Consider the following 20,917-nt stretch of genomic DNA (forward strand, 5'->3'; position numbering starts at 1 on the left):
TGAGCGCTATGCACAACCCAGGGCTCAGCCCTGTGGAAAACTCGCCTGTTGATAACCTGCCATTTTATCCACTGCTTTTCCGAAGGCCCGGCACAAGCAGAGCACCGTTTCCCGACAGGGTTTCAGATCTCTGTACATCACGTACAACGTGGCCTGTAGAGCTTTATCCACAGAAAATCGAAAGCTAAGATTCATAAGTTCTTCAGAAAAGCTTTAAATACCTTTCCTCTTTTTTTCTATGTTTAACCGCGATGACCCTGATCGATCCATCCGGGCTACCTATAGGAGGTGGTCCCGCTACCTGTCGATCTGCATAAGGAAAAGCTGGTTGGAAATTGACCTATGGACTTGCTTTCTCTAGAATCGCCGGTCTCTTAAAACGGGGGCCATTCCGGCCCGTTGTCACGAACCAGGTAACACGCCATGAAACGTACTTTCCAACCAAGCACCATCAAGCGCGCTCGCACTCACGGTTTCCGTGCTCGTATGGCCACCAAGAACGGCCGTGCCGTACTGTCCCGCCGTCGTGCCAAAGGCCGTAAGCGCCTGGCAGTTTGATTTTTCGGCACAGGTGGTGAGTCAGGACTTCAGTCGGGAAAAACGTCTGCTGACACCCCGACACTTCAAAGCGGTCTTTGACTCTCCATCAGGCAAGGTGCCCGGCAAGAGTCTCTTGCTCCTTGCCCGCGAGAACGGCCTCGATCATCCCCGCCTGGGCCTGGTGATCGGCAAGAAGGCAGTCAAGCTTTCCGTTCAGCGCAATCGTCTTAAGCGTTTGATGCGCGATTCGTTTCGTCGCCACCAGGAACTGCTGGCTGGCTGGGACATAGTCATCGTCGCGCGCAAAGGCCTTGGCGATGTAGAAAACCCGGAATTGCACCAACATTTTGGCAAGCTCTGGAAGCGCCTCGCTCGTAGTCGGCCCTCTCCAGAGGTCAAGACCGAATCTGTAGGGGTGGACCGTCCAGATGCGTAAACTGGCACTCGTTCCGATCCAGTTTTACCGTTACGCCATCAGCCCTTTGATGGCCAGTCATTGCCGTTTCTACCCAAGTTGCTCCTGCTATGCGTACGAAGCCATCGAAAGACATGGGCTTCTGCGTGGCGGGTGGCTGACCGTTCGTCGCCTGGGTCGTTGTCATCCCTGGAACGCAGGCGGCTTTGATCCGGTTCCGCCAGTTCCATCTTCCCGTACTTCTTCGATAGCCGAGTAATCATGGATATTAAACGCACGATCCTGATCGCCGCCCTGGCAATCGTGTCCTATGTCATGGTCCTCAAGTGGAACCAGGACTACGGCCAGGCTGCCTTGCCGACTCAGAATGCTGCCTCCAGCACTATCGCGCCGTCCCTCCCGGACAGCCCGACCGCCGGCAACACCAATGCGGACGTCCCGACCGTCAATGCCGAAGGCCAGCCAGTGGCACCGGCACCTGTCGCAGTCAGCAAGGATCTGATCAGGGTCAAGAGCGATGTGCTCGATCTGGCTATCGACCCAACCGGCGGTGACATCGTCCAGCTGACCCTGCCGAAGTACCCGCGCCGCCAGGATCATCCGGACATTCCGTTCCAGCTGTTCGACAACGGCAACGAACGTGTCTACCTGGCCCAGAGCGGCCTGATCGGCAGCAATGGCATCGACCGTTCCAGCGGTCGTCCACTGTATTCCGCCGAGCAGAAGAGTTATCAACTGGCCGATGGCCAGGACCAACTGGTCGTCGACCTGAAGTTCAGCCAGGACGGCGTCAACTACATCAAGCGCTTCACCCTGAAGCGTGGCGAGTACGACCTGAAGGTCAGCTACCTGATCGACAACCAGAGCGGTCAGCCGTGGTCCGGCAACATGTACGGCCAGTTGAAGCGTGATGCCAGCTCCGATCCGTCCTCGTCGACCGCCACCGGTACCGCCACCTACCTGGGTGCCGCCCTGTGGACAAGTTCCGAGCCCTACAAGAAAGTGTCCATGAAGGACATGGACAAGGGTCAGGTGAACGAAACCGTGAGCGGCGGCTGGGTCGCCTGGCTGCAGCACTACTTCGTGACTGCGTGGATTCCTGAAAAATCCGGTAACAACCAGGTCACCACCCTCAAGGATGCTCAGGGCAACTACGTGATTCGCTTCATCGGCCCGGCAACCAACGTTGCCGCCGGTGCCCAGGGCGAGATCAGCAGCACCCTGTATGCCGGTCCGAAGATCCAGAGCCACCTGAAAGAGTTGTCCCCAGGCCTGGAACTGACCGTCGATTACGGCTTCCTGTGGTTCATCGCCCAGCCGATCTTCTGGCTGCTGCAACATATCCACAACCTGCTCGGTAACTGGGGCTGGTCGATCATCGTCCTGACCATGCTGATCAAGGGCCTGTTCTTCCCGCTGTCCGCCGCCAGCTACAAGTCGATGGCGCGCATGCGTGCCGTGGCGCCGCGCCTGGCCCAGCTGAAAGAGCAGTTCGGTGACGATCGCCAGAAGATGTCCCAGGCGATGATGGAGCTGTACAAGAAAGAGAAGATCAACCCGCTGGGCGGCTGCCTGCCGATCCTGGTGCAGATGCCGGTCTTCCTGTCGCTGTACTGGGTACTCCTGGAAAGCGTGGAAATGCGCCAGGCGCCGTGGATGTTCTGGATCACCGACCTGTCGATCAAGGATCCGTTCTTCATCCTGCCGATCATCATGGGCGCGACCATGTTCATCCAGCAGCAGCTGAACCCGACGCCGCCGGATCCGATGCAGGCCAAGGTGATGAAGCTGATGCCGATCATCTTCACCTTCTTCTTCCTGTGGTTCCCGGCCGGTCTGGTGCTGTACTGGGTTGTGAACAACTGCCTGTCCATCGCGCAGCAGTGGTACATCACCCGCAAGATCGAGGCCGCGACCAAGAAGGCCGCAGCCTGACGGATTAGCCAGCTAATCTGTGGATAAACGCCCCATTCGTGGGGCGTTTTGCTATCTGACGTTTTTGTTCCGAGGCCATCGACATGAATTCCCGCCGCGAAACCATCACCGCCATCGCCACCGCCCAGGGTCGAGGCGGGGTGGGCATTGTGCGTATCTCCGGGCCGCTGGCAAGCCAGGCCGGGCAGGCCATCACCGGCCGCAGCCTGACTCCACGGCATGCCCACTACGGCCCTTTCCGCAGTGAGGACGGCCTGGTCCTCGACGAAGGGATCGCGCTGTTTTTCCCCGGACCGAATTCGTTCACCGGCGAAGACGTCCTGGAACTGCAGGGCCATGGTGGTCCGGTGGTCCTGGACATGCTGCTGCAACGCTGTGTACAACTCGGTTGCCGCCTGGCTCGCCCGGGCGAATTCAGCGAACGCGCCTTCCTCAACGACAAACTCGACCTGGCCCAGGCCGAGGCCATCGCCGACCTGATCGAAGCGAGTTCCGCACAGGCGGCGCGCAATGCCCTGCGCTCGCTGCAGGGCGAGTTTTCCCGGCGTGTGGATAACCTCACCGAGCGCCTGATCAGCCTGCGCATCTACGTGGAAGCGGCGATCGACTTTCCCGAGGAGGAAATCGATTTTCTCGCCGATGGCCATGTGCTGGGCATGCTCGATGCCGTGCGTGCCGACCTCGCCTCGGTAATGCGCGAGGCCGGGCAGGGGGCGCTGTTGCGCGATGGCATGACGGTGGTCATCGCTGGCCGGCCGAACGCCGGCAAATCGAGCCTGCTGAACATGCTTGCCGGACGCGAGGCGGCGATCGTCACCGATATCGCCGGCACCACCCGGGACATCCTGCGTGAACATATCCACATCGACGGCATGCCCCTGCACGTTGTGGATACCGCCGGACTGCGCGACACCGACGACCATGTGGAAAAGATCGGTGTGGAACGCGCGCTGAAGGCGATCGGCGAGGCGGACCGGGTCCTGCTGGTGGTGGATGCCACCGCGCCGGAAGCCGCCGACCCGTTCGCCCTGTGGCCGGAATTCCTCGACCAGCGCCCGCGACCGGACAAGGTCACCCTGATTCGCAACAAGGCCGACCTCACCGGTGAGTCCATCGCCATGGAGGAAAGCGAGGATGGCCATGTCACCATCACCCTCAGCGCCAAGGCTCCCGACATGGGCCTGAACCTGCTACGCGAGCACCTGAAGGCCTGCATGGGTTACGAACAGACCGCGGAAAGCGGCTTCAGCGCCCGTCGGCGTCACCTGGAAGCCTTGCGTCAGGCCAGCGCCAGCCTGGAGCACGGCCGTGAACAGCTGACCCTGGCCGGCGCTGGCGAGCTGCTGGCCGAGGATCTGCGTCAGGCGCAGCAGGCCCTGGGTGAAATCACCGGCGCGTTCAGTTCCGACGACCTCCTGGGTCGCATCTTCTCCAGCTTCTGCATCGGCAAGTAAGCGTTCTTATCCACAGCCGGGCCTGATCTGACAGGCTCGGTTGTCACATCCCGCAGCAAATCTCCCTTTTCCACACGCGAAACCTCCGGCTTGGGTCCGGGGCTTGCGCCTGTCCGCTTGTCCACGGATCGGTGAAATAAGCCCTGTGGAAAACCCGCCTTCAGCTCCGTTGATAACTACCCTTCGAGACTGGAGATAAATCCGCCTGTGGGTAAACAGTATTTTAATCCACAGGCTTAAGGCGCTTATCCAGACCCCTCATGGCCAGTGAGTAACAGGGTTATGAATCTCTGTACACAGCGTAAAACAAGGGCTGTATAACCTTATCCACAGAAGGTCGGGAGACTAAGAATAAACATAAAAACAAAGCTTTTATAAATCTTCCTTTCGTTATTTCTATTGCCGGCCATTCATCCACAGGCTGGTTAAATTTTGTGCAAAAGGTTCCTTTAGGAGGGGGGAAGTCCCTATACTTGGCAGCTATCCCTTTTTTATTCCCGAAACAGGCACGAGGTGCGTGGTGGATTTCCCTTCCCGTTTTGAAGTGATCGTCATCGGCGGCGGCCATGCCGGTACCGAGGCTGCGCTTGCATCAGCACGCATGGGCGTGAAAACCCTGCTGTTGACCCATAACGTGGAAACCCTCGGGCACATGAGCTGCAACCCGGCCATCGGTGGCATCGGCAAGAGCCACCTGGTCAAGGAAATCGATGCACTGGGCGGTGCGATGGCACTGGCCACCGACAAGAGCGGTATCCAGTTCCGCGTTCTGAACAACCGCAAAGGCCCGGCGGTACGCGCTACCCGTGCGCAGGCCGACCGCGCCATCTACAAGGCGGTGGTTCGCGAGATCCTGGAGAACCAGCCCAACCTGTGGATATTCCAGCAGTCCTGCGATGACCTGATCGTCGAACAGGATCAGGTCCGCGGCGTGGTGACCCAGATGGGTCTGCGTTTCTTCGCCGATTCCGTGGTACTGACCACCGGCACCTTCCTCGGCGGACTTATCCACATCGGTCTGCAGAACTACTCCGGTGGCCGCGCCGGCGATCCACCCGCGATCGCCCTGGCGCATCGTCTGCGTGAGCTGCCGCTGCGCGTCGGTCGCCTGAAAACCGGTACGCCACCGCGTATCGACGGACGCTCCGTGGATTTCTCGGTGATGTCCGAACAGCCAGGCGATACGCCGATCCCGGTGATGTCGTTCATGGGCACGAAGGAAATGCACCCGCGCCAGGTCAGTTGCTGGATTACCCACACCAACGCTCGGACCCACGAGATCATCGCGTCCAACCTGGATCGCTCGCCGATGTATTCCGGGGTGATCGAGGGCATCGGTCCGCGTTATTGCCCGTCGATCGAGGACAAGATCCATCGCTTCGCCGACAAGGAAAGCCATCAGGTGTTCATCGAGCCGGAAGGCCTGACCACCCATGAGCTGTATCCGAACGGGATATCCACATCCCTACCGTTCGATGTGCAGTTGCAGATCGTCCGTTCGATCCGCGGCATGGAAAACGCCCACATCGTGCGCCCCGGCTATGCCATCGAGTACGACTACTTCGATCCGCGCGACCTGAAATACAGCCTGGAAACCAAAGTGATCGGCGGCCTGTTCTTCGCTGGCCAGATCAACGGCACCACCGGTTACGAAGAAGCCGGCGCGCAAGGCCTGCTCGCCGGGACCAACGCCGCACTGCGCGCGCAGGGCCGTGAAAGCTGGTGCCCGCGGCGCGACGAGGCGTACATCGGTGTGCTGGTCGACGACCTGATCACCCTCGGCACCCAGGAGCCGTACCGCATGTTCACCTCGCGCGCCGAATACCGGCTGATCCTGCGCGAGGACAACGCCGACCTGCGCCTGACCGAGAAAGGCCGCGAACTGGGTCTGGTGGATGACGCGCGCTGGGCTGCTTTCAGCGCCAAGCGCGAGGGCATCGAACGCGAGGAACAGCGCCTGAAATCCACCTGGGTGCGCCCGGGTACCGAGCAGGGCAGCGCCATCGCCGAGCGTTTCGGCACCCCGCTGGCCCATGAATACAACTTGCTCAACCTGCTGAGCCGGCCGGAAATCGACTACGCCGGGCTGGTGGAAGTGACCGGCGGCAGCGATGCCAGCGACCAGGTCGCCGAGCAGGTCGAGATCAAGACCAAATACGCCGGTTACATCGACCGGCAACAGGAAGAAATCGCTCGCCTGCGCGCCAGCGAAGATACCCGCCTGCCGGAAGACATCGACTACGCTTCGATCTCCGGTCTATCCAAGGAAATCCAGGGCAAGCTCGGCCAGACCCGGCCCGAGACCCTGGGCCAGGCGTCGCGTATTCCCGGTGTGACCCCGGCGGCGATCTCCCTGTTGCTGATTCATCTGAAGAAACGCGGCGCTGGCCGCGGTCTGGAGCAAAGCGCTTGAGTTCACTGGTCACCGCAAAACATGCCGAAGAGTTGTCCACAGGCGCGCGCCAGCTCGGTCTCGAACTGACGGGCGCACAACAGGAACAACTGCTGGCTTACCTGGCCCTGCTGATCAAGTGGAACAAGGCCTACAACCTCACCGCGGTGCGCGATCCGGACGAGATGGTGTCGCGCCACCTGCTGGACAGCCTGAGCGTGATGGCATTCATCCACGGCCCGCGCTGGCTCGATGTCGGCAGCGGTGGTGGCATGCCCGGGATTCCATTGTCTATCCTGCATCCGGACAAGCAGGTCACGGTGCTCGACAGCAACGGCAAGAAAACCCGTTTTCTGACCCAGGTGAAACTGGAGCTGAAACTGGACAACCTGACGGTTATCCACAAGCGGGTGGAAGAGTTCCAGCCGGCGCAGCCGTTTACCGGAATCATTTCCCGTGCCTTCAGCAGCATGGAGAACTTCACCAACTGGACGCGGCACCTGGGGGACTCCCAGACACAGTGGCTGGCAATGAAAGGACTGCATCCGGCCGATGAGCTGGTAGCATTGCCGGCGGATTTCAAAGTGGATAGCGAGCAGGCCTTGACCGTACCCGGTTGCCAAGGCCAGCGCCATCTGCTGATACTGCGCCGCACGGCATGACTGGGAACACAAGCAAGAATGGCTAAGGTATTCGCGATCGCGAACCAGAAGGGGGGTGTGGGTAAAACCACCACCTGTATCAATCTCGCGGCGTCGCTGGTTGCGACCAAGCGCCGCGTGCTGTTGATCGACCTCGATCCACAGGGCAACGCCACCATGGGCAGTGGTGTGGATAAACATGTCCTGGAACACTCGGTCTACGACTTGCTGATCGGCGAGTGCGATCTGGCCCAGGCCATGCATTTTTCCGAGCACGGCGGTTATCAACTGCTGCCGGCCAACCGCGACCTGACCGCCGCCGAGGTGGTCCTGCTGGAAATGCAGATGAAGGAAAGTCGCCTGCGCAACGCGCTGGCGCCAATCCGCGAGAATTACGACTACATCCTCATCGATTGCCCGCCCTCGCTGTCGATGCTGACGCTCAATGCGCTGGTCGCCTCCGATGGCGTGATCATTCCGATGCAGTGCGAGTACTACGCACTGGAAGGTCTCAGCGACCTTGTGGATAACATCAAGCGGATCGCCGCCCGGTTGAATCCGGAGCTGAAGATCGAGGGCCTGCTGCGGACCATGTACGACCCGCGCCTGAGCCTGAACAACGATGTTTCGGTGCAGCTCAAGGAACACTTCGGCGAGCAGCTCTACGACACCGTGATCCCGCGCAACATCCGTCTGGCCGAGGCTCCGAGTTTCGGCATGCCGGCACTGGCCTATGACAAGCAATCACGCGGCGCCCTGGCCTATCTGGCCCTGGCTGGCGAACTGCATCGCCGTCAGCGCCGTCAAACTCGCACTGCACAGACAACTTAAGGAATCCGCATGGCCGTCAAGAAACGGGGTCTCGGACGTGGGTTGGATGCACTGTTGAGTGGTCCGACCGTCAGCGCGCTCGAAGAGCAGGCTGTAAAGGTCGACAAGAAAGAACTGCAACACCTGCCCCTGGACCTGATCCAGCGTGGCAAATATCAGCCTCGCCGGGACATGGACCCGCAGGCGCTGGAAGAGCTGGCGCAATCGATCAAGGGCCAGGGCGTCATGCAACCCATCGTGGTGCGCCCGATTCAGGGGGACCGCTACGAAATCATCGCTGGCGAACGTCGCTGGCGCGCCAGCCAGCAGGCCGGCCTGGACACCATCCCGGCGATGGTCCGCGATGTACCCGACGAAGCCGCCATTGCCATGGCACTGATCGAGAACATCCAGCGCGAGGACCTCAATCCGGTCGAGGAAGCCATCGCCCTGCAGCGCCTGCAGACCGAGTTCCAGCTGACCCAGCAACAGGTCGCCGATGCGGTGGGCAAGTCGCGGGTCACCGTGGCCAACCTGCTGCGCCTGATTTCCTTGCCGGACGTGATCAAGACCATGCTCTCCCATGGTGATCTGGAGATGGGACATGCCCGGGCACTGCTCGGATTGCCTGAAGAACAGCAGGTGGACGGGGCGCGACATGTTGTCGCACGCGGTTTGACCGTGCGCCAGACTGAAGCACTGGTTCGCCAGTGGCTCAATGGCAAGCCGGAACCTGTCGAAGCGGTCAAACCGGATCCGGACATTACCCGTCTGGAACAGCGTTTGGCAGAGCGTTTGGGGTCTTCCGTGCAGATTCGCCATGGCAACAAGGGCAAGGGTCAACTGGTTATTCGTTACAACTCGTTAGATGAGTTGCAGGGCGTACTTGCCCACATCCGCTGAAACAATTCCCTTTGTAGCGTGTAGTCGGAAATCACTACCCGGCAGTTGAATAGGGGTTAAACCGCCCCTATACTCTGCGCGCATTTTGTCGGCACAAATTATGCCAAGTCATAGTTGACTGGTTGGCCGACTTCGGGGGAGCAGTTTTGATGGAAACCCGCACGCCAAACCGCCTGCCTTTCCATCGCTGGGCGGTTTTCCCGGTACTGCTGGCCCAATGTGTCGTGTTTCTGTTGGCAGCTTTGGCTTTGTGGCAGTGGCGCGGGACAGTCAGCGGATATTCAGGCCTCTGCGGAGGACTGATCGCCTGGCTACCGAATGTGTATTTCGCCTGGAAGGCCTTCAGGTTTACCGGGGCCAGGGCAGCGCAAGCCATCGTCAAGTCGTTCTACGCAGGCGAGGCGGGCAAATTGATTTTGACGGCGGTGCTGTTTGCACTGACGTTCGCAGGAGTGAAGCCATTGGCGCCATTAGCAGTATTCGGCGTCTTCTTGCTGACCCAACTGGTCAGCTGGTTCGCGCCCCTGCTGATGAAAACAAGACTTTCGAGACCTTAGGGCGTTTGAGGCAAACATGGCAGAAACAACGGCTTCGGGCTATATCCAGCACCACTTGCAGAACCTGACCTTCGGTCAACTTCCAGACGGCGGCTGGGGCTTTGCCCACAGCGCAGCAGAAGCCAAGGCAATGGGCTTCTGGGCGTTCCACGTGGACACCCTGGGTTGGTCGTTCGGCCTGGGTCTGATCTTCATCCTCCTGTTCCGCGCCGCGGCGAAAAAAGCGACTTCCGGCCTGCCCGGCGGTCTGCAGAACTTCGTCGAAGTGCTGGTCGAGTTCGTCCACGGCAGCGTGAAGGATTCCTTCCACGGCCGTAGCGCGGTCATTGCCCCGCTGGCGCTGACCATCTTCGTCTGGGTGTTCCTGATGAACGCCATCGACCTGGTACCGGTGGACTGGATTCCGCAACTGGCGGTATGGATCTCCGGTGATCACCACATCCCGTTCCGCGCCGTATCCACCACCGACCCGAACGCCACCCTGGCCATGGCCTTCTGCGTGTTCGCCCTGATCATCTTCTACAGCATCAAGGTCAAGGGCCTGGGCGGTTTCCTCGGCGAGCTGACCCTGCATCCGTTCGGCAGCAAGAACATCTTCGTGCAGATCCTGCTGATCCCGGTCAACTTCCTGCTGGAATTCGTGACCCTGATCGCCAAGCCGATCTCGCTGGCCCTGCGTCTGTTCGGCAACATGTACGCCGGCGAGCTGGTGTTCATCCTGATCGCCGTGATGTTCGGCGCCGGCCTGCTGTGGCTCAGCGGTCTGGGCGTGGTGCTGCAATGGGCGTGGGCGGTGTTCCACATCCTGATCATCACCCTGCAAGCATTCATCTTCATGATGCTCACCATCGTCTACCTGTCGATGGCTCACGAAGATAACCATTAAGACCGCCTGGCGTGTCTGATGACCCTCTTGTCGGTGTGAGAGAGGGTCGAAAAAGTCCGCAAGGGCATCGTTGTACCAAACGATTTTGTTTTACCGCTTCAAACTAAAAAACCTAACCAATACGACGTAAAAGTCGGGAGGAAAGATGGAAACTGTAGTTGGTCTTACCGCTATCGCTGTTGCTCTGCTGATCGGCCTGGGTGCTCTGGGTACCGCCATTGGTTTCGGCCTGCTGGGCGGCAAGTTCCTGGAAGGCGCTGCTCGCCAGCCAGAGATGGTTCCAATGCTGCAAGTTAAAATGTTCATCGTTGCCGGTCTGCTCGACGCCGTAACCATGATCGGTGTTGGTATCGCTCTGTTCTTCACCTTCGCGAACCCCTTCGTTGGTCAAATCGCTGGCTAATCACTCGATTTTTCGAGTGGTTGGATGTGATGGACAAAGACCGAGCGAGGTGTTGGCGTGAACATTAATGCAACCCTGATTGGCCAGTCTGTTGCCTTCTTCATCTTTGTGCTGTTCTGCATGAAGTTCGTGTGGCCTCCGGTCATCGCGGCTCTGCAGGAGCGTCAAAAGAAGATCGCGGACGGACTGGACGCTGCCAACCGAGCAGCTCGCGACCTGGAGCTGGCCCAAGACAAAGCGGGTCAGCAACTGCGCGAAGCGAAAGCTCAGGCAGCTGAAATCATTGAGCAAGCCAAGAAGCGCGGTGCGCAGATCGTCGAAGAGGCCCGTGATCAGGCCCGCGTCGAAGCTGACCGTGTGAAGGCCCAGGCTCAAGCCGAGATCGAGCAGGAAATTAACAGCGTCAAAGACGCGCTGCGCGCCCAAGTGGGTAGCCTGGCCGTTGGCGGTGCTGAAAAGATCCTTGGCGCCACTATCGATCAAAACGCGCATGCGGAGCTGGTTAACAAACTGGCCGCTGAAATTTAAGCGAGGGCGATCATGGCAGAACTGACCACGTTGGCCCGACCTTACGCTAAGGCTGCCTTCGAGCACGCCCAGGCCCATCAGCAACTGGCCAATTGGTCAGCCATGCTCGGCCTGGCTGCTGCGGTGTCGCAAGACGACACCATGCAGCGCCTGCTCAAGGCCCCGCGACTGACGAGCGCAGACAAGGCCGCCGCGTTTATCGACGTGTGCGGTGACAAGTTCGATGCACAGGCACAGAATTTCATTCATGTTGCCGCGGAAAACGACCGTCTCCAGCTGTTGCCGGAGATTTCGGCTCTGTTCGACCTGTACAAGGCCGAACAAGAGAAATCCGTGGACGTGGAAGTCACCAGTGCTTTTGCGTTGAACCAAGAACAGCAAGACAAACTCGCCAAGGTTCTCAGTGCACGGCTCAGCCGGGAAGTGCGCCTGCATGCGACGGAGGACGCCTCCCTCATCGGTGGTGTCGTGATCCGCGCCGGCGACCTGGTAATCGATGGCTCGGTTCGCGGCAAGCTCGCGAAACTGGCCGAAGCATTGAAATCTTGAGTTTGAAGGGGCAGCAGAGCAATGCAGCAACTCAATCCTTCCGAAATTAGTGAAATCATCAAGGGCCGCATCGAGAAACTCGATGTAGCCTCCCAAGCCCGCAACGAAGGTACTGTCGTCAGCGTTTCCGACGGCATCGTGCGGATTCACGGTCTGGCCGACGCTATGTACGGCGAAATGATCGAGTTTCCAGGCGGCGTCTACGGTATGGCCCTCAACCTGGAGCAGGACTCCGTTGGTGCGGTAGTACTGGGCGCCTACGACACCCTCGCCGAAGGCATGAGCGCCAAGTGCACCGGCCGCATCCTGGAAGTTCCTGTTGGTAAGGAACTGCTGGGTCGCGTCGTTGACGCACTGGGCAACCCGATCGACGGCAAAGGTCCGCTGAACAACACCGAGACCGACGCGGTCGAGAAAGTTGCTCCAGGCGTGATCTGGCGTAAGTCGGTAGACCAGCCTGTACAGACTGGCTACAAGTCCGTCGACGCCATGATTCCTGTCGGCCGTGGCCAGCGCGAGCTGATCATCGGTGACCGTCAGATCGGCAAGACCGCCATGGCCATCGACGCCATCATCAACCAGAAAGACTCCGGTATTTTCTGCGTTTATGTCGCTGTCGGCCAGAAGCGTTCCACCGTTGCCAACATCGTTCGCAAGCTGGAAGAAAACGGCGCCCTGGCCAACACCATCGTGGTCGTTGCCAGTGCCTCGGAATCCGCCGCACTGCAATTCCTGGCGCCATACGCCGGTTGCACCATGGGCGAGTTCTTCCGTGACCGCGGTGAAGACGCGCTGATCGTCTACGATGACCTGTCCAAGCAGGCCGTTGCCTACCGTCAGATCTCCCTGCTGCTGCGCCGTCCACCAGGACGTGAAGCGTACCCAGGTGACGTGTTCTATCTCCACTCCCGTCTGCTGGAGCGTGCATCGCGCGTTTCCGAAGAGTACGTCGAGAAGTTCACCAACGGTGCTGTAACTGGCAAGACCGGTTCCCTGACCGCACTGCCGATCATCGAAACCCAGGCTGGCGACGTTTCCGCGTTCGTTCCGACCAACGTGATCTCCATCACCGACGGTCAGATCTTCCTGGAATCGGCCATGTTCAACTCGGGCATCCGTCCTGCAGTGAACGCCGGTGTTTCGGTATCCCGTGTGGGTGGTGCCGCTCAGACCAAGATCATCAAGAAGCTCTCCGGTGGTATCCGTACCGCTCTGGCTCAGTACCGTGAACTGGCGGCATTCGCCCAGTTCGCTTCTGACCTGGACGAAGCCACCCGCAAGCAACTCGAGCACGGTCAACGTGTTACCGAGCTGATGAAGCAGAAGCAATACGCTCCTATGTCCATCGCTGACATGGCGCTGTCGCTGTATGCCGCTGAGCGTGGGTTCCTGACCGACGTTGAAATCGCCAAGATCGGCAGCTTCGAACAAGCGCTGATCGCTTACTTCAACCGTGATCACGCCGACCTGATGGCGAAGATCAACGTGAAGGGTGACTTCAACGACGAAATCGATGCTGGCATCAAGTCCGGTATCGAGAAGTTCAAGGCCACCCAAACCTGGTAAGCCGCAGCGGGGGCTTTGCAGCCCCCGCTTGCTAACCTGATAGGTGTTACATGGCAGGCGCAAAAGAGATTCGCAGTAAGATTGCGAGCATCAAAAGCACGCAAAAAATTACCAGCGCCATGGAAAAAGTGGCGGTCAGCAAGATGCGCAAGGCTCAAATGCGCATGGCTGCTAGCCGTCCCTACGCGGAGCGCATCCGCCAGGTGATTGGTCATCTTGCCAACGCCAACCCGGAATACCGTCACCCGTTCATGATCGACCGCCCTGTGAAGCGCGCCGGTTATATCGTGGTGAGCAGTGACCGTGGTCTGTGCGGTGGCTTGAACACCAACCTGTTCAAGGCCCTGGTCAAGGACATGTCGGTAAACCGCGAACAAGGCGTCGAAATCGATCTGTGCGTAATCGGCAGCAAGGGTGCGGCATTCTTCCGCAGCTTTGGCGGCAATGTCGTCGCTGCAATCAGCCACCTGGGCGAAGAGCCGTCGATCAATGATCTGATCGGCAGCGTCAAGGTCATGCTGGACGCTTACCTGGATGGTCGTATCGATCGTCTGTCGGTGGTCTCGAACAAGTTCGTGAATACCATGACGCAAACTCCAACGGTCGAGCAGTTGATTCCGTTGGTGGCAACCCCGGATCAAGAACTCAAGCACCACTGGGACTACCTCTACGAACCTGACGCCAAGGAGCTGCTGGACGGCTTGATGGTGCGTTACGTGGAGTCGCAGGTCTACCAGGCGGTGGTCGAGAACAACGCAGCTGAACAAGCTGCCCGGATGATCGCAATGAAGAACGCCACCGACAACGCCGGTGATCTGATCAGCGAATTGCAGCTGATCTACAACAAGGCGCGTCAGGCTGCGATCACCCAAGAGATCTCGGAAATCGTCGGCGGCGCTGCCGCGGTTTAACGGTTCAAATATTCAGAGGATCCAGCTATGAGTAGCGGACGTATCGTTCAAATCATCGGCGCCGTCATCGACGTGGAATTTCCACGTGACGTCGTGCCGAATGTCTACAGCGCGCTGAAAGTACAAGGCGCGGAAACCACTCTGGAAGTTCAGCAGCAGCTGGGCGACGGCGTCGTTCGTACCATCGCGATGGGCTCGACCGAAGGCCTGAAGCGCGGTCTGGACGTGATCGACTCCAAGGCTCCTATCTCCGTACCGGTCGGTAAAGCGACCCTGGGCCGGATCATGGACGTCCTCGGCAACCCGATCGACGAAGCTGGCCCGATCGGTGAAGAAGAGCGCTGGGGTATCCACCGCGCCGCTCCTTCCTTCGCTGACCAGGCAGGCGGCAACGACCTGCTGGAAACCGGCATCAAGGTTATCGACCTGGTTTGCCCGTTCGCCAAGGGTGGTAAGGTTGGCCTGTTCGGTGGTGCCGGTGTCGGCAAGACCGTAAACATGATGGAACTGATCCGTAACATCGCCATCGAGCACAGCGGTTATTCCGTGTTCGCCGGCGTGGGTGAGCGTACTCGTGAGGGTAACGACTTCTACCACGAGATGAAGGATTCCAACGTACTGGACAAGGTTGCCCTGGTTTACGGCCAAATGAACGAGCCACCAGGAAACCGTCTGCGCGTAGCGCTGACCGGCCTGACCATGGCCGAGAAGTTCCGTGACGAAGGTAACGACGTTCTGCTGTTCGTCGACAACATCTACCGTTACACCCTGGCCGGTACCGAAGTATCCGCACTGCTGGGCCGTATGCCTTCGGCAGTAGGTTACCAGCCGACCCTGGCTGAAGAGATGGGCGTTCTGCAAGAGCGCATCACCTCCACCAAGGAAGGTTCGATCACCTCGATCCAGGCCGTATACGTACCTGCGGACGACCTGACCGACCCGTCGCCAGCGACCACCTTCGCCCACCTTGACGCCACCGTCGTACTGTCCCGTGACATCGCTTCCCTGGGTATCTACCCAGCGGTAGACCCACTGGACTCGACTTCCCGTCAGCTGGACCCGCTGGTGATCGGTACCGAACACTACGAGACCGCTCGTGGCGTTCAGTATGTTCTGCAGCGCTACAAGGAGCTGAAGGACATCATCGCGATCCTGGGTATGGACGAGCTGTCCGAGACCGACAAGCAACTGGTTGCCCGTGCTCGTAAGATCCAGCGCTTCCTGTCCCAGCCGTTCTTCGTGGCAGAAGTCTTCACCGGTTCTCCAGGCAAATACGTTTCCCTGAAAGACACCATCGCTGGCTTCAGCGGCATCCTCAAAGGTGACTACGACCACCTGCCAGAACAAGCGTTCTACATGGTCGGCAGCATCGACGAAGCGATCGAGAAAGCCAAGAAACTGTAATCCCGGCGCCCCGAAAGGGGCGCTAATCAGGTCGAGGCAAGCAAATGGCTATGACAGTCCATTGCGATATCGTCAGCGCGGAAGGAGAGATCTTCTCCGGTCTGGTCGAGATGTTGGTTGCACACGGCAACCTGGGTGATCTTGGTATCGCCCCGGGTCACGCGCCGTTGATCACCAACCTCAAGCCGGGTCCGATCACGCTGACCAAGCAAGGCGGTTCGCAGGAGGTGTTCTACATCTCCGGTGGCTTCCTTGAGGTCCAGCCGAACATGGTCAAGGTTCTCGCCGACACCGTGCAGCGCGCTGGTGACCTGGATGAAGCTCAGGCGCTGGAAGCAGTGAAAGCTGCTGAAAATGCCCTGAATGCAAAAGGCGCGGATTTCGATTATGGTGCCGCCGCCGCACGTCTGGCCGAGGCCGCAGCCCAGCTGCGTACCGTCCAGCAACTTCGCCGCGGGAAGTAACTGGCATCAAGCCGGTCATTTCCGAAGCGATTGAGTTAAAGGGTAGCCTCGGCTACCCTTTTTCTTTTTCCGCTGTATTTCTTCCGGTCACAGCGCTGACCACCCAGGATTGGTAGCCAGTCAATGTCTCTCGATATCGTTATCCTCGCTGCGGGCCAAGGCACGCGCATGCGTTCCGCGTTGCCCAAGGTTCTTCATCCGGTCGCCGGTGATTCCATGCTCGGGCATGTTATCCACAGCGCTCGTCAGCTTCAGCCGCAAGGTATTCACGTCGTGATCGGCCATGGTGCCGAGCTGGTGCGGGACCGTCTCGCCGCGGACGATCTGAATTTCGTTCTCCAGGACAAACAGCTGGGCACCGGTCACGCGGTTGCCCAAGCACTGCCGGCGCTGAGCGCCGATACCGTGCTGATCCTGTACGGCGATGTGCCGCTGATCGAGGTCGAGACCCTGCAGCGCCTGCTGGCCAAGGTCAACGATCAACAGCTGGGCCTGCTCACCGTCACCCTGGACGACCCGACCGGCTACGGCCGCATCGTTCGCGACGCCGATGGCAAGGTTTCCGCCATCGTCGAGCACAAGGACGCCAGCGAAGCGCAGAAAGCCATCCGCGAAGGCAACACCGGCATTCTCGCGGTACCGGGCAAGCGCCTGGCCGAGTGGCTGGGCCGCCTGTCCAACGACAATGCCCAGGGCGAGTACTACCTGACCGACGTGATCGCCATGGCGGTGGCCGATGGCCTGGTGGTCGCCACCGAGCAACCGCACGACCCGATGGAAGTGCAGGGCGCCAACGACCGTCGCCAGCTGGCTGAACTGGAGCGCCACTACCAGTTCCGTGCAGCTCGCCGTCTGATGGCCCAGGGTGTGACCCTGCGTGATCCGGCACGCTTCGACGTGCGCGGTGAGGTCACCGTCGGTCGCGACGTGCTGATCGACATCAACGTCATTCTCGAAGGCAAGGTGGTCATCGAGGACGATGTGCAGATCGGTCCGAACTGCGTGATCAAGAACAGCACCCTGCGCAAGGGCGCAATCATCAAGGCCAACAGCCATATCGAAGGTGCCGTGCTGGGCGAGGGCAGTGATGCCGGTCCGTTCGCGCGCCTGCGTCCTGGCAGCGTGCTGGACGCCCGGGCCCATGTGGGTAACTTCGTCGAGCTGAAGAACGCCCATCTGGGCGAAGGCGCCAAGGCCGGTCACCTGACCTACCTGGGCGATGCCGAGATCGGCGCGCGCACCAACGTCGGTGCCGGCACCATCACCTGCAACTACGATGGCGCGAACAAGTTCAAGACCATCCTCGGTGAAGACGTGTTCATCGGCTCCAACAACTCGCTGGTCGCCCCTGTGGATATCCAGGCGGGTGCCACCACTGCGGCCGGTTCGACCATTACCCAGAACGTCGAAGCTGGCCAACTGGCGGTCGGTCGCGGGCGTCAACGCAACATCGACGGCTGGAAGCGGCCGGAGAAGATCAAGAAGAGCTGAGATATCCACAGCGTGAAAAAGGGCCGACTCGTGCTGTGCAGGAGTCGGCCTTTCTCTTTCTTGAATCGCTGTGGAAAAGGCCAGGCTGGGGATAATGTTATTCACAACGCCTTTTTTTCGAATTGTGTCTTGACCCGATGAGCACTTTGAGTTTTGATTGCCGCCATTATCTTTCGAACCGAAACTTAAGCGCGAATGTCGAAACGAAACACCCCTCAGCGTCGCCACAATATCCTCGCCTTGCTCAATGAGCAGGGCGAAGTCAGTGTGGATGAGCTGGCCAGGCGTTTCGAAACGTCCGAAGTGACCATCCGCAAGGATCTCGCTGCGCTGGAGAGCAATGGCCTGCTGCTGCGTCGCTATGGTGGCGCAGTCACCCTGCCGCAGGAACTGATCGCCGATCAGGCCCAGCGGGTGTCCCAGTACAAGAAAGCCATTGCCCGCGCCGCGGTTTCGCGGATTCGCGAGCATGCGCGGATCATCATCGACAGTGGCAGCACCACGGCCGCGATGATCCCGCAACTGGGCCAGCAGCCGGGCCTGGTGGTGATGACCAATTCGCTGAACGTCGCCCGCGCCCTCAGCGAACTGGAGCACGAGCCGGTGCTGTTGATGACCGGTGGCACCTGGGACCCGCATTCCGAGTCCTTTCAGGGCCAGGTCGCCGAGCAGGTGTTGCGCTCCTACGATTTCGACCAGTTGTTCATCGGTGCCGACGGCATCGATCTGGTCCGCGGCACGACCACCTTCAACGAATTGCTCGGCCTGAGCCGGGTGATGGCCGAGGTGGCTCGCGAAGTGATCGTGATGGTCGAGTCGGACAAGGTCGGGCGCAAGATCCCCAACCTCGAGCTGCCTTGGGGCAGCGTGAATACCCTGATTACCGATGAACGCCTGCCCCGTGAGGCACGCGAACAGATTGAAGCCCGCGGCATCAACGTGATTTGTGCCGCTATCAGCCAGGAGCATTAACTTATGTGTGGAATCGTTGGCGCCGTCGCCGAGCGCAATATCACCGCCATTCTGATCGAAGGACTGAAGCGTCTGGAGTACCGCGGCTATGACAGCGCCGGTCTGGCCGTCTACACCCAGCAGGGCGCCCTCGAGCGTCGCCGTCGCATCGGCAAGGTCAGCGAACTGCAGGCCGCCGTGGTCGCCGATCCGCTGGCTGGCCAACTGGGCATCGCCCACACTCGTTGGGCCACCCACGGTGCGCCGACCGAGCACAACGCTCACCCGCACTTCTCCGGCGATCAACTGGCCGTGGTGCACAACGGCATCATCGAGAACCACGAAGTGCTGCGGGAAAACCTGAAGTCGCTGGGTTACGTGTTCAGCTCGGAAACCGACACCGAAGTGATCGTGCACCTGCTGGATCACACCCTGAAGTCCATTCCCGACCTGGCCGACGCGCTCAAGGCCGTGGTCAAGCAACTGCATGGTGCCTATGGCCTGGCCGTGATCAGCGCCAAGCAGCCTGATCGCCTGGTCGCCGCGCGCAGTGGCAGCCCGCTGGTGATCGGCCTGGGCCTGGGCGAGAACTTCCTGGCCTCCGACCAACTGGCCCTGCGCCAGGTCACCGACCGCTTCATGTATCTGGAAGAAGGCGATATCGCTGACATCCGCCGTGAACAGGTGAGCATCTGGGACGCCAGCGGCGCTGTCGTGCAGCGTGAAGTGGTGCAGTACCACGAAGGTGCCGAAGCCGCCGACAAGGGCGAGTACCGCCACTTCATGCTCAAGGAAATCCACGAGCAGCCAACCGTGGTCCAGCGCACCCTGGAAGGCCGTCTGGGCAGCGATCATGTGATGGTCCAGGCGTTCGGTCCGAAAGCCGCCGAGCTGTTTGCCAAGGTCCGCAACGTCCAGATCGTCGCCTGCGGCACCAGCTACCACGCTGGTATGGTCGCCCGTTACTGGCTGGAAGAGCTGGCCGGTATTCCGTGCCAGGTCGAAGTCGCCAGCGAGTTCCGCTATCGCAAGGTGGTGGTGCAGCCGGACACCCTGTTTGTCTCCATCTCCCAGTCCGGCGAAACCGCCGACACCCTGGCTGCCCTGCGCAATGCCAAGGAGCTGGGTTTCCTCGGCAGCCTGGCGATCTGCAACGTCGGCATCAGCTCGCTGGTCCGTGAATCCGACCTGACCCTGCTGACCCTGGCCGGTCCGGAAATCGGTGTCGCTTCGACCAAGGCCTTCACCACCCAGCTGGTTTCGCTGATGCTGCTGACCCTGGCCCTGGGCCAGGTGCGTGGCACCCTGGGCGCTGGCGTCGAAGCCGAACTGGTCGAGCAACTGCGCCGCCTGCCGGTGCGCCTGGGCGAAGCCCTGGCGATGGATGCCACCGTGGAGAAGATCTCCGAGCTGTTCGCCGACAAGCACCACACCCTGTTCCTCGGCCGTGGCGCGCAATTCCCGGTAGCGATGGAAGGTGCCCTCAAGCTCAAGGAAATCTCCTACATCCACGCCGAAGCCTATCCTGCGGGCGAGCTGAAGCATGGTCCTCTGGCCCTGGTCGATGACGACATGCCGGTGGTGACCGTGGCGCCGAACAACGAACTGCTGGAGAAGCTCAAGTCCAACCTGCAGGAAGTCCGTGCCCGCGGCGGCCAGCTGGTGGTGTTCGCTGACGAGCAGGCCGGCATGAGCAATGGCGAAGGCACCCACGTCATCGCCATGCCGCACATCGCCGATGCGCTGGCGCCGATCCTCTACACCATCCCGCTGCAACTGCTGTCGTACTACGTTGCCGTGCTCAAGGGCACCGACGTCGACCAGCCGCGCAACTTGGCGAAGTCGGTTACCGTTGAGTAAGTAACTGACCTTCAGCACTCAAAGCTGGCTTTGAATAATAAAGATTGACACAAAATAATAAAGTTTGACACAAGCTATTAAAGTTTGACACAACGCGCAAACCCCCGTATTTACGGGGGTTTCCCGTTTCTGGACCACGCCATTGGTCCGGATTAGCTGCTTCGCTTTTCAGCCGGAGTAGTCTAGGTACGACCCTCTGAGCAGCTCCTCGTGGGCGGTGTTTTCCTAGAACTATTTTTTTGAATGTGAGGTACAGC

Annotated in this window: 21 protein-coding genes; all 21 read left to right on the forward strand. The window is 59.9% G+C overall.

Translation table 11 applies throughout. The features are described from left to right. The first annotated feature begins 423 nt into the window (after positions 1-423). Entirely contained in the window at positions 424-558 is a 135-nt protein-coding gene (gene rpmH, locus RTI28_RS19610; protein WP_002551315.1) for a 50S ribosomal protein L34, read from the forward strand. 13 nt (positions 559-571) lie between these two features. Beyond that, positions 572-976 (forward strand): ribonuclease P protein component, encoded by a 405-nt coding sequence (rnpA, locus tag RTI28_RS19615; protein ID WP_167335838.1) that lies wholly within the window; start codon positions 572-574, stop codon positions 974-976. Then, the gene (yidD, locus tag RTI28_RS19620; RefSeq protein ID WP_084702516.1) at positions 969-1,214 is read left to right on the forward strand and encodes a membrane protein insertion efficiency factor YidD; all 246 of its coding nucleotides are present in this window, start codon (positions 969-971) and stop codon (positions 1,212-1,214) included. The genes rnpA and yidD overlap by 8 nt, the downstream gene beginning before the upstream one ends. Before the next feature lie 2 nt (positions 1,215-1,216). After that, the gene (gene yidC / locus RTI28_RS19625) at positions 1,217-2,890 is read left to right on the forward strand and encodes a membrane protein insertase YidC (protein WP_316921987.1); all 1,674 of its coding nucleotides are present in this window, start codon (positions 1,217-1,219) and stop codon (positions 2,888-2,890) included. An 83-nt stretch (positions 2,891-2,973) separates the two neighbouring features. Then, positions 2,974-4,344: a tRNA uridine-5-carboxymethylaminomethyl(34) synthesis GTPase MnmE gene (gene mnmE / locus RTI28_RS19630; protein ID WP_316921988.1), complete on the forward strand. Its 1,371-nt coding sequence runs from the start codon at positions 2,974-2,976 to the stop codon at positions 4,342-4,344. A gap of 520 nt (positions 4,345-4,864) precedes the next feature. Further along, entirely contained in the window at positions 4,865-6,757 is a 1,893-nt protein-coding gene (gene mnmG, locus RTI28_RS19635; protein WP_316921989.1) for a tRNA uridine-5-carboxymethylaminomethyl(34) synthesis enzyme MnmG, read from the forward strand. Further along, positions 6,754-7,398, forward strand: a complete 645-nt coding sequence (gene rsmG / locus RTI28_RS19640) for a 16S rRNA (guanine(527)-N(7))-methyltransferase RsmG (RefSeq protein WP_316921990.1) — start codon at positions 6,754-6,756, stop codon at positions 7,396-7,398. Before mnmG ends, rsmG begins: the two co-directional genes overlap by 4 nt. An 18-nt stretch (positions 7,399-7,416) precedes the next feature. Next, a complete protein-coding gene (locus tag RTI28_RS19645; protein ID WP_042121653.1) occupies positions 7,417-8,208 on the forward strand; it encodes a ParA family protein in 792 nt (263 codons plus the stop codon). Positions 8,209-8,217: 9 nt separating this feature from the next. Beyond that, on the forward strand, positions 8,218-9,090 hold the full coding sequence (locus RTI28_RS19650) for a ParB/RepB/Spo0J family partition protein (RefSeq protein ID WP_316921991.1): 873 nt from the start codon (positions 8,218-8,220) through the stop codon (positions 9,088-9,090). Positions 9,091-9,239: 149 nt separating this feature from the next. Further along, the gene (locus RTI28_RS19655) at positions 9,240-9,647 is read left to right on the forward strand and encodes a F0F1 ATP synthase subunit I (protein ID WP_009402534.1); all 408 of its coding nucleotides are present in this window, start codon (positions 9,240-9,242) and stop codon (positions 9,645-9,647) included. A gap of 16 nt (positions 9,648-9,663) precedes the next feature. Continuing rightward, positions 9,664-10,533 (forward strand): F0F1 ATP synthase subunit A, encoded by an 870-nt coding sequence (gene atpB / locus RTI28_RS19660; protein ID WP_316921992.1) that lies wholly within the window; start codon positions 9,664-9,666, stop codon positions 10,531-10,533. A 145-nt stretch (positions 10,534-10,678) separates the two neighbouring features. Next, complete coding sequence (atpE, locus tag RTI28_RS19665; RefSeq protein ID WP_003097235.1) at positions 10,679-10,936, forward strand: F0F1 ATP synthase subunit C; 258 nt, start codon at positions 10,679-10,681, stop codon at positions 10,934-10,936. 57 nt (positions 10,937-10,993) lie between these two features. After that, positions 10,994-11,464 (forward strand): F0F1 ATP synthase subunit B, encoded by a 471-nt coding sequence (locus RTI28_RS19670; protein WP_028942553.1) that lies wholly within the window; start codon positions 10,994-10,996, stop codon positions 11,462-11,464. A 12-nt stretch (positions 11,465-11,476) separates the two neighbouring features. Then, the gene (locus RTI28_RS19675; RefSeq protein ID WP_042121650.1) at positions 11,477-12,013 is read left to right on the forward strand and encodes a F0F1 ATP synthase subunit delta; all 537 of its coding nucleotides are present in this window, start codon (positions 11,477-11,479) and stop codon (positions 12,011-12,013) included. 21 nt (positions 12,014-12,034) lie between these two features. Further along, a complete protein-coding gene (atpA, locus tag RTI28_RS19680) occupies positions 12,035-13,579 on the forward strand; it encodes a F0F1 ATP synthase subunit alpha (RefSeq protein ID WP_316921993.1) in 1,545 nt (514 codons plus the stop codon). Positions 13,580-13,629: 50 nt separating this feature from the next. Beyond that, positions 13,630-14,490: a F0F1 ATP synthase subunit gamma gene (gene atpG, locus RTI28_RS19685; RefSeq protein WP_316921994.1), complete on the forward strand. Its 861-nt coding sequence runs from the start codon at positions 13,630-13,632 to the stop codon at positions 14,488-14,490. Between the two features lie 27 nt (positions 14,491-14,517). Beyond that, the gene (gene atpD, locus RTI28_RS19690) at positions 14,518-15,894 is read left to right on the forward strand and encodes a F0F1 ATP synthase subunit beta (protein WP_316921995.1); all 1,377 of its coding nucleotides are present in this window, start codon (positions 14,518-14,520) and stop codon (positions 15,892-15,894) included. Positions 15,895-15,938: 44 nt separating this feature from the next. Further along, entirely contained in the window at positions 15,939-16,358 is a 420-nt protein-coding gene (locus tag RTI28_RS19695; RefSeq protein WP_316921996.1) for a F0F1 ATP synthase subunit epsilon, read from the forward strand. A gap of 123 nt (positions 16,359-16,481) precedes the next feature. Beyond that, positions 16,482-17,849: a bifunctional UDP-N-acetylglucosamine diphosphorylase/glucosamine-1-phosphate N-acetyltransferase GlmU gene (glmU, locus tag RTI28_RS19700; RefSeq protein ID WP_316921997.1), complete on the forward strand. Its 1,368-nt coding sequence runs from the start codon at positions 16,482-16,484 to the stop codon at positions 17,847-17,849. Between the two features lie 195 nt (positions 17,850-18,044). Further along, positions 18,045-18,821: a DeoR/GlpR family DNA-binding transcription regulator gene (locus RTI28_RS19705; RefSeq protein ID WP_316921998.1), complete on the forward strand. Its 777-nt coding sequence runs from the start codon at positions 18,045-18,047 to the stop codon at positions 18,819-18,821. Positions 18,822-18,824: 3 nt separating this feature from the next. Beyond that, complete coding sequence (gene glmS / locus RTI28_RS19710) at positions 18,825-20,660, forward strand: glutamine--fructose-6-phosphate transaminase (isomerizing) (protein ID WP_316921999.1); 1,836 nt, start codon at positions 18,825-18,827, stop codon at positions 20,658-20,660. Positions 20,661-20,917: the final 257 nt, after the last annotated feature.

This window comes from Pseudomonas sp. zfem002, assembly GCF_032621685.1.
In the GTDB taxonomy this organism is placed as follows: Bacteria; Pseudomonadota; Gammaproteobacteria; order Pseudomonadales; family Pseudomonadaceae; genus Aquipseudomonas; species Aquipseudomonas japonica.

What these genes read in the sequence shown, in the direction of transcription:
- rpmH (WP_002551315.1), top strand. Translation starts at nt 424, where the DNA reads ATGAAACGTACTTTCCAACCAAGCACCATCAAGCGCGCTCGCACTCAC.
- yidD (WP_084702516.1), top strand. Translation starts at nt 969, where the DNA reads ATGCGTAAACTGGCACTCGTTCCGATCCAGTTTTACCGTTACGCCATC.
- yidC (WP_316921987.1), top strand. Translation starts at nt 1,217, where the DNA reads ATGGATATTAAACGCACGATCCTGATCGCCGCCCTGGCAATCGTGTCC.
- mnmE (WP_316921988.1), top strand. Translation starts at nt 2,974, where the DNA reads ATGAATTCCCGCCGCGAAACCATCACCGCCATCGCCACCGCCCAGGGT.
- RTI28_RS19645 (WP_042121653.1), top strand. Translation starts at nt 7,417, where the DNA reads ATGGCTAAGGTATTCGCGATCGCGAACCAGAAGGGGGGTGTGGGTAAA.
- RTI28_RS19650 (WP_316921991.1), top strand. Translation starts at nt 8,218, where the DNA reads ATGGCCGTCAAGAAACGGGGTCTCGGACGTGGGTTGGATGCACTGTTG.
- RTI28_RS19655 (WP_009402534.1), top strand. Translation starts at nt 9,240, where the DNA reads ATGGAAACCCGCACGCCAAACCGCCTGCCTTTCCATCGCTGGGCGGTT.
- atpB (WP_316921992.1), top strand. Translation starts at nt 9,664, where the DNA reads ATGGCAGAAACAACGGCTTCGGGCTATATCCAGCACCACTTGCAGAAC.
- atpE (WP_003097235.1), top strand. Translation starts at nt 10,679, where the DNA reads ATGGAAACTGTAGTTGGTCTTACCGCTATCGCTGTTGCTCTGCTGATC.
- RTI28_RS19675 (WP_042121650.1), top strand. Translation starts at nt 11,477, where the DNA reads ATGGCAGAACTGACCACGTTGGCCCGACCTTACGCTAAGGCTGCCTTC.
- atpA (WP_316921993.1), top strand. Translation starts at nt 12,035, where the DNA reads ATGCAGCAACTCAATCCTTCCGAAATTAGTGAAATCATCAAGGGCCGC.
- atpG (WP_316921994.1), top strand. Translation starts at nt 13,630, where the DNA reads ATGGCAGGCGCAAAAGAGATTCGCAGTAAGATTGCGAGCATCAAAAGC.
- atpD (WP_316921995.1), top strand. Translation starts at nt 14,518, where the DNA reads ATGAGTAGCGGACGTATCGTTCAAATCATCGGCGCCGTCATCGACGTG.
- RTI28_RS19695 (WP_316921996.1), top strand. Translation starts at nt 15,939, where the DNA reads ATGGCTATGACAGTCCATTGCGATATCGTCAGCGCGGAAGGAGAGATC.
- glmU (WP_316921997.1), top strand. Translation starts at nt 16,482, where the DNA reads ATGTCTCTCGATATCGTTATCCTCGCTGCGGGCCAAGGCACGCGCATG.
- RTI28_RS19705 (WP_316921998.1), top strand. Translation starts at nt 18,045, where the DNA reads ATGTCGAAACGAAACACCCCTCAGCGTCGCCACAATATCCTCGCCTTG.
- glmS (WP_316921999.1), top strand. Translation starts at nt 18,825, where the DNA reads ATGTGTGGAATCGTTGGCGCCGTCGCCGAGCGCAATATCACCGCCATT.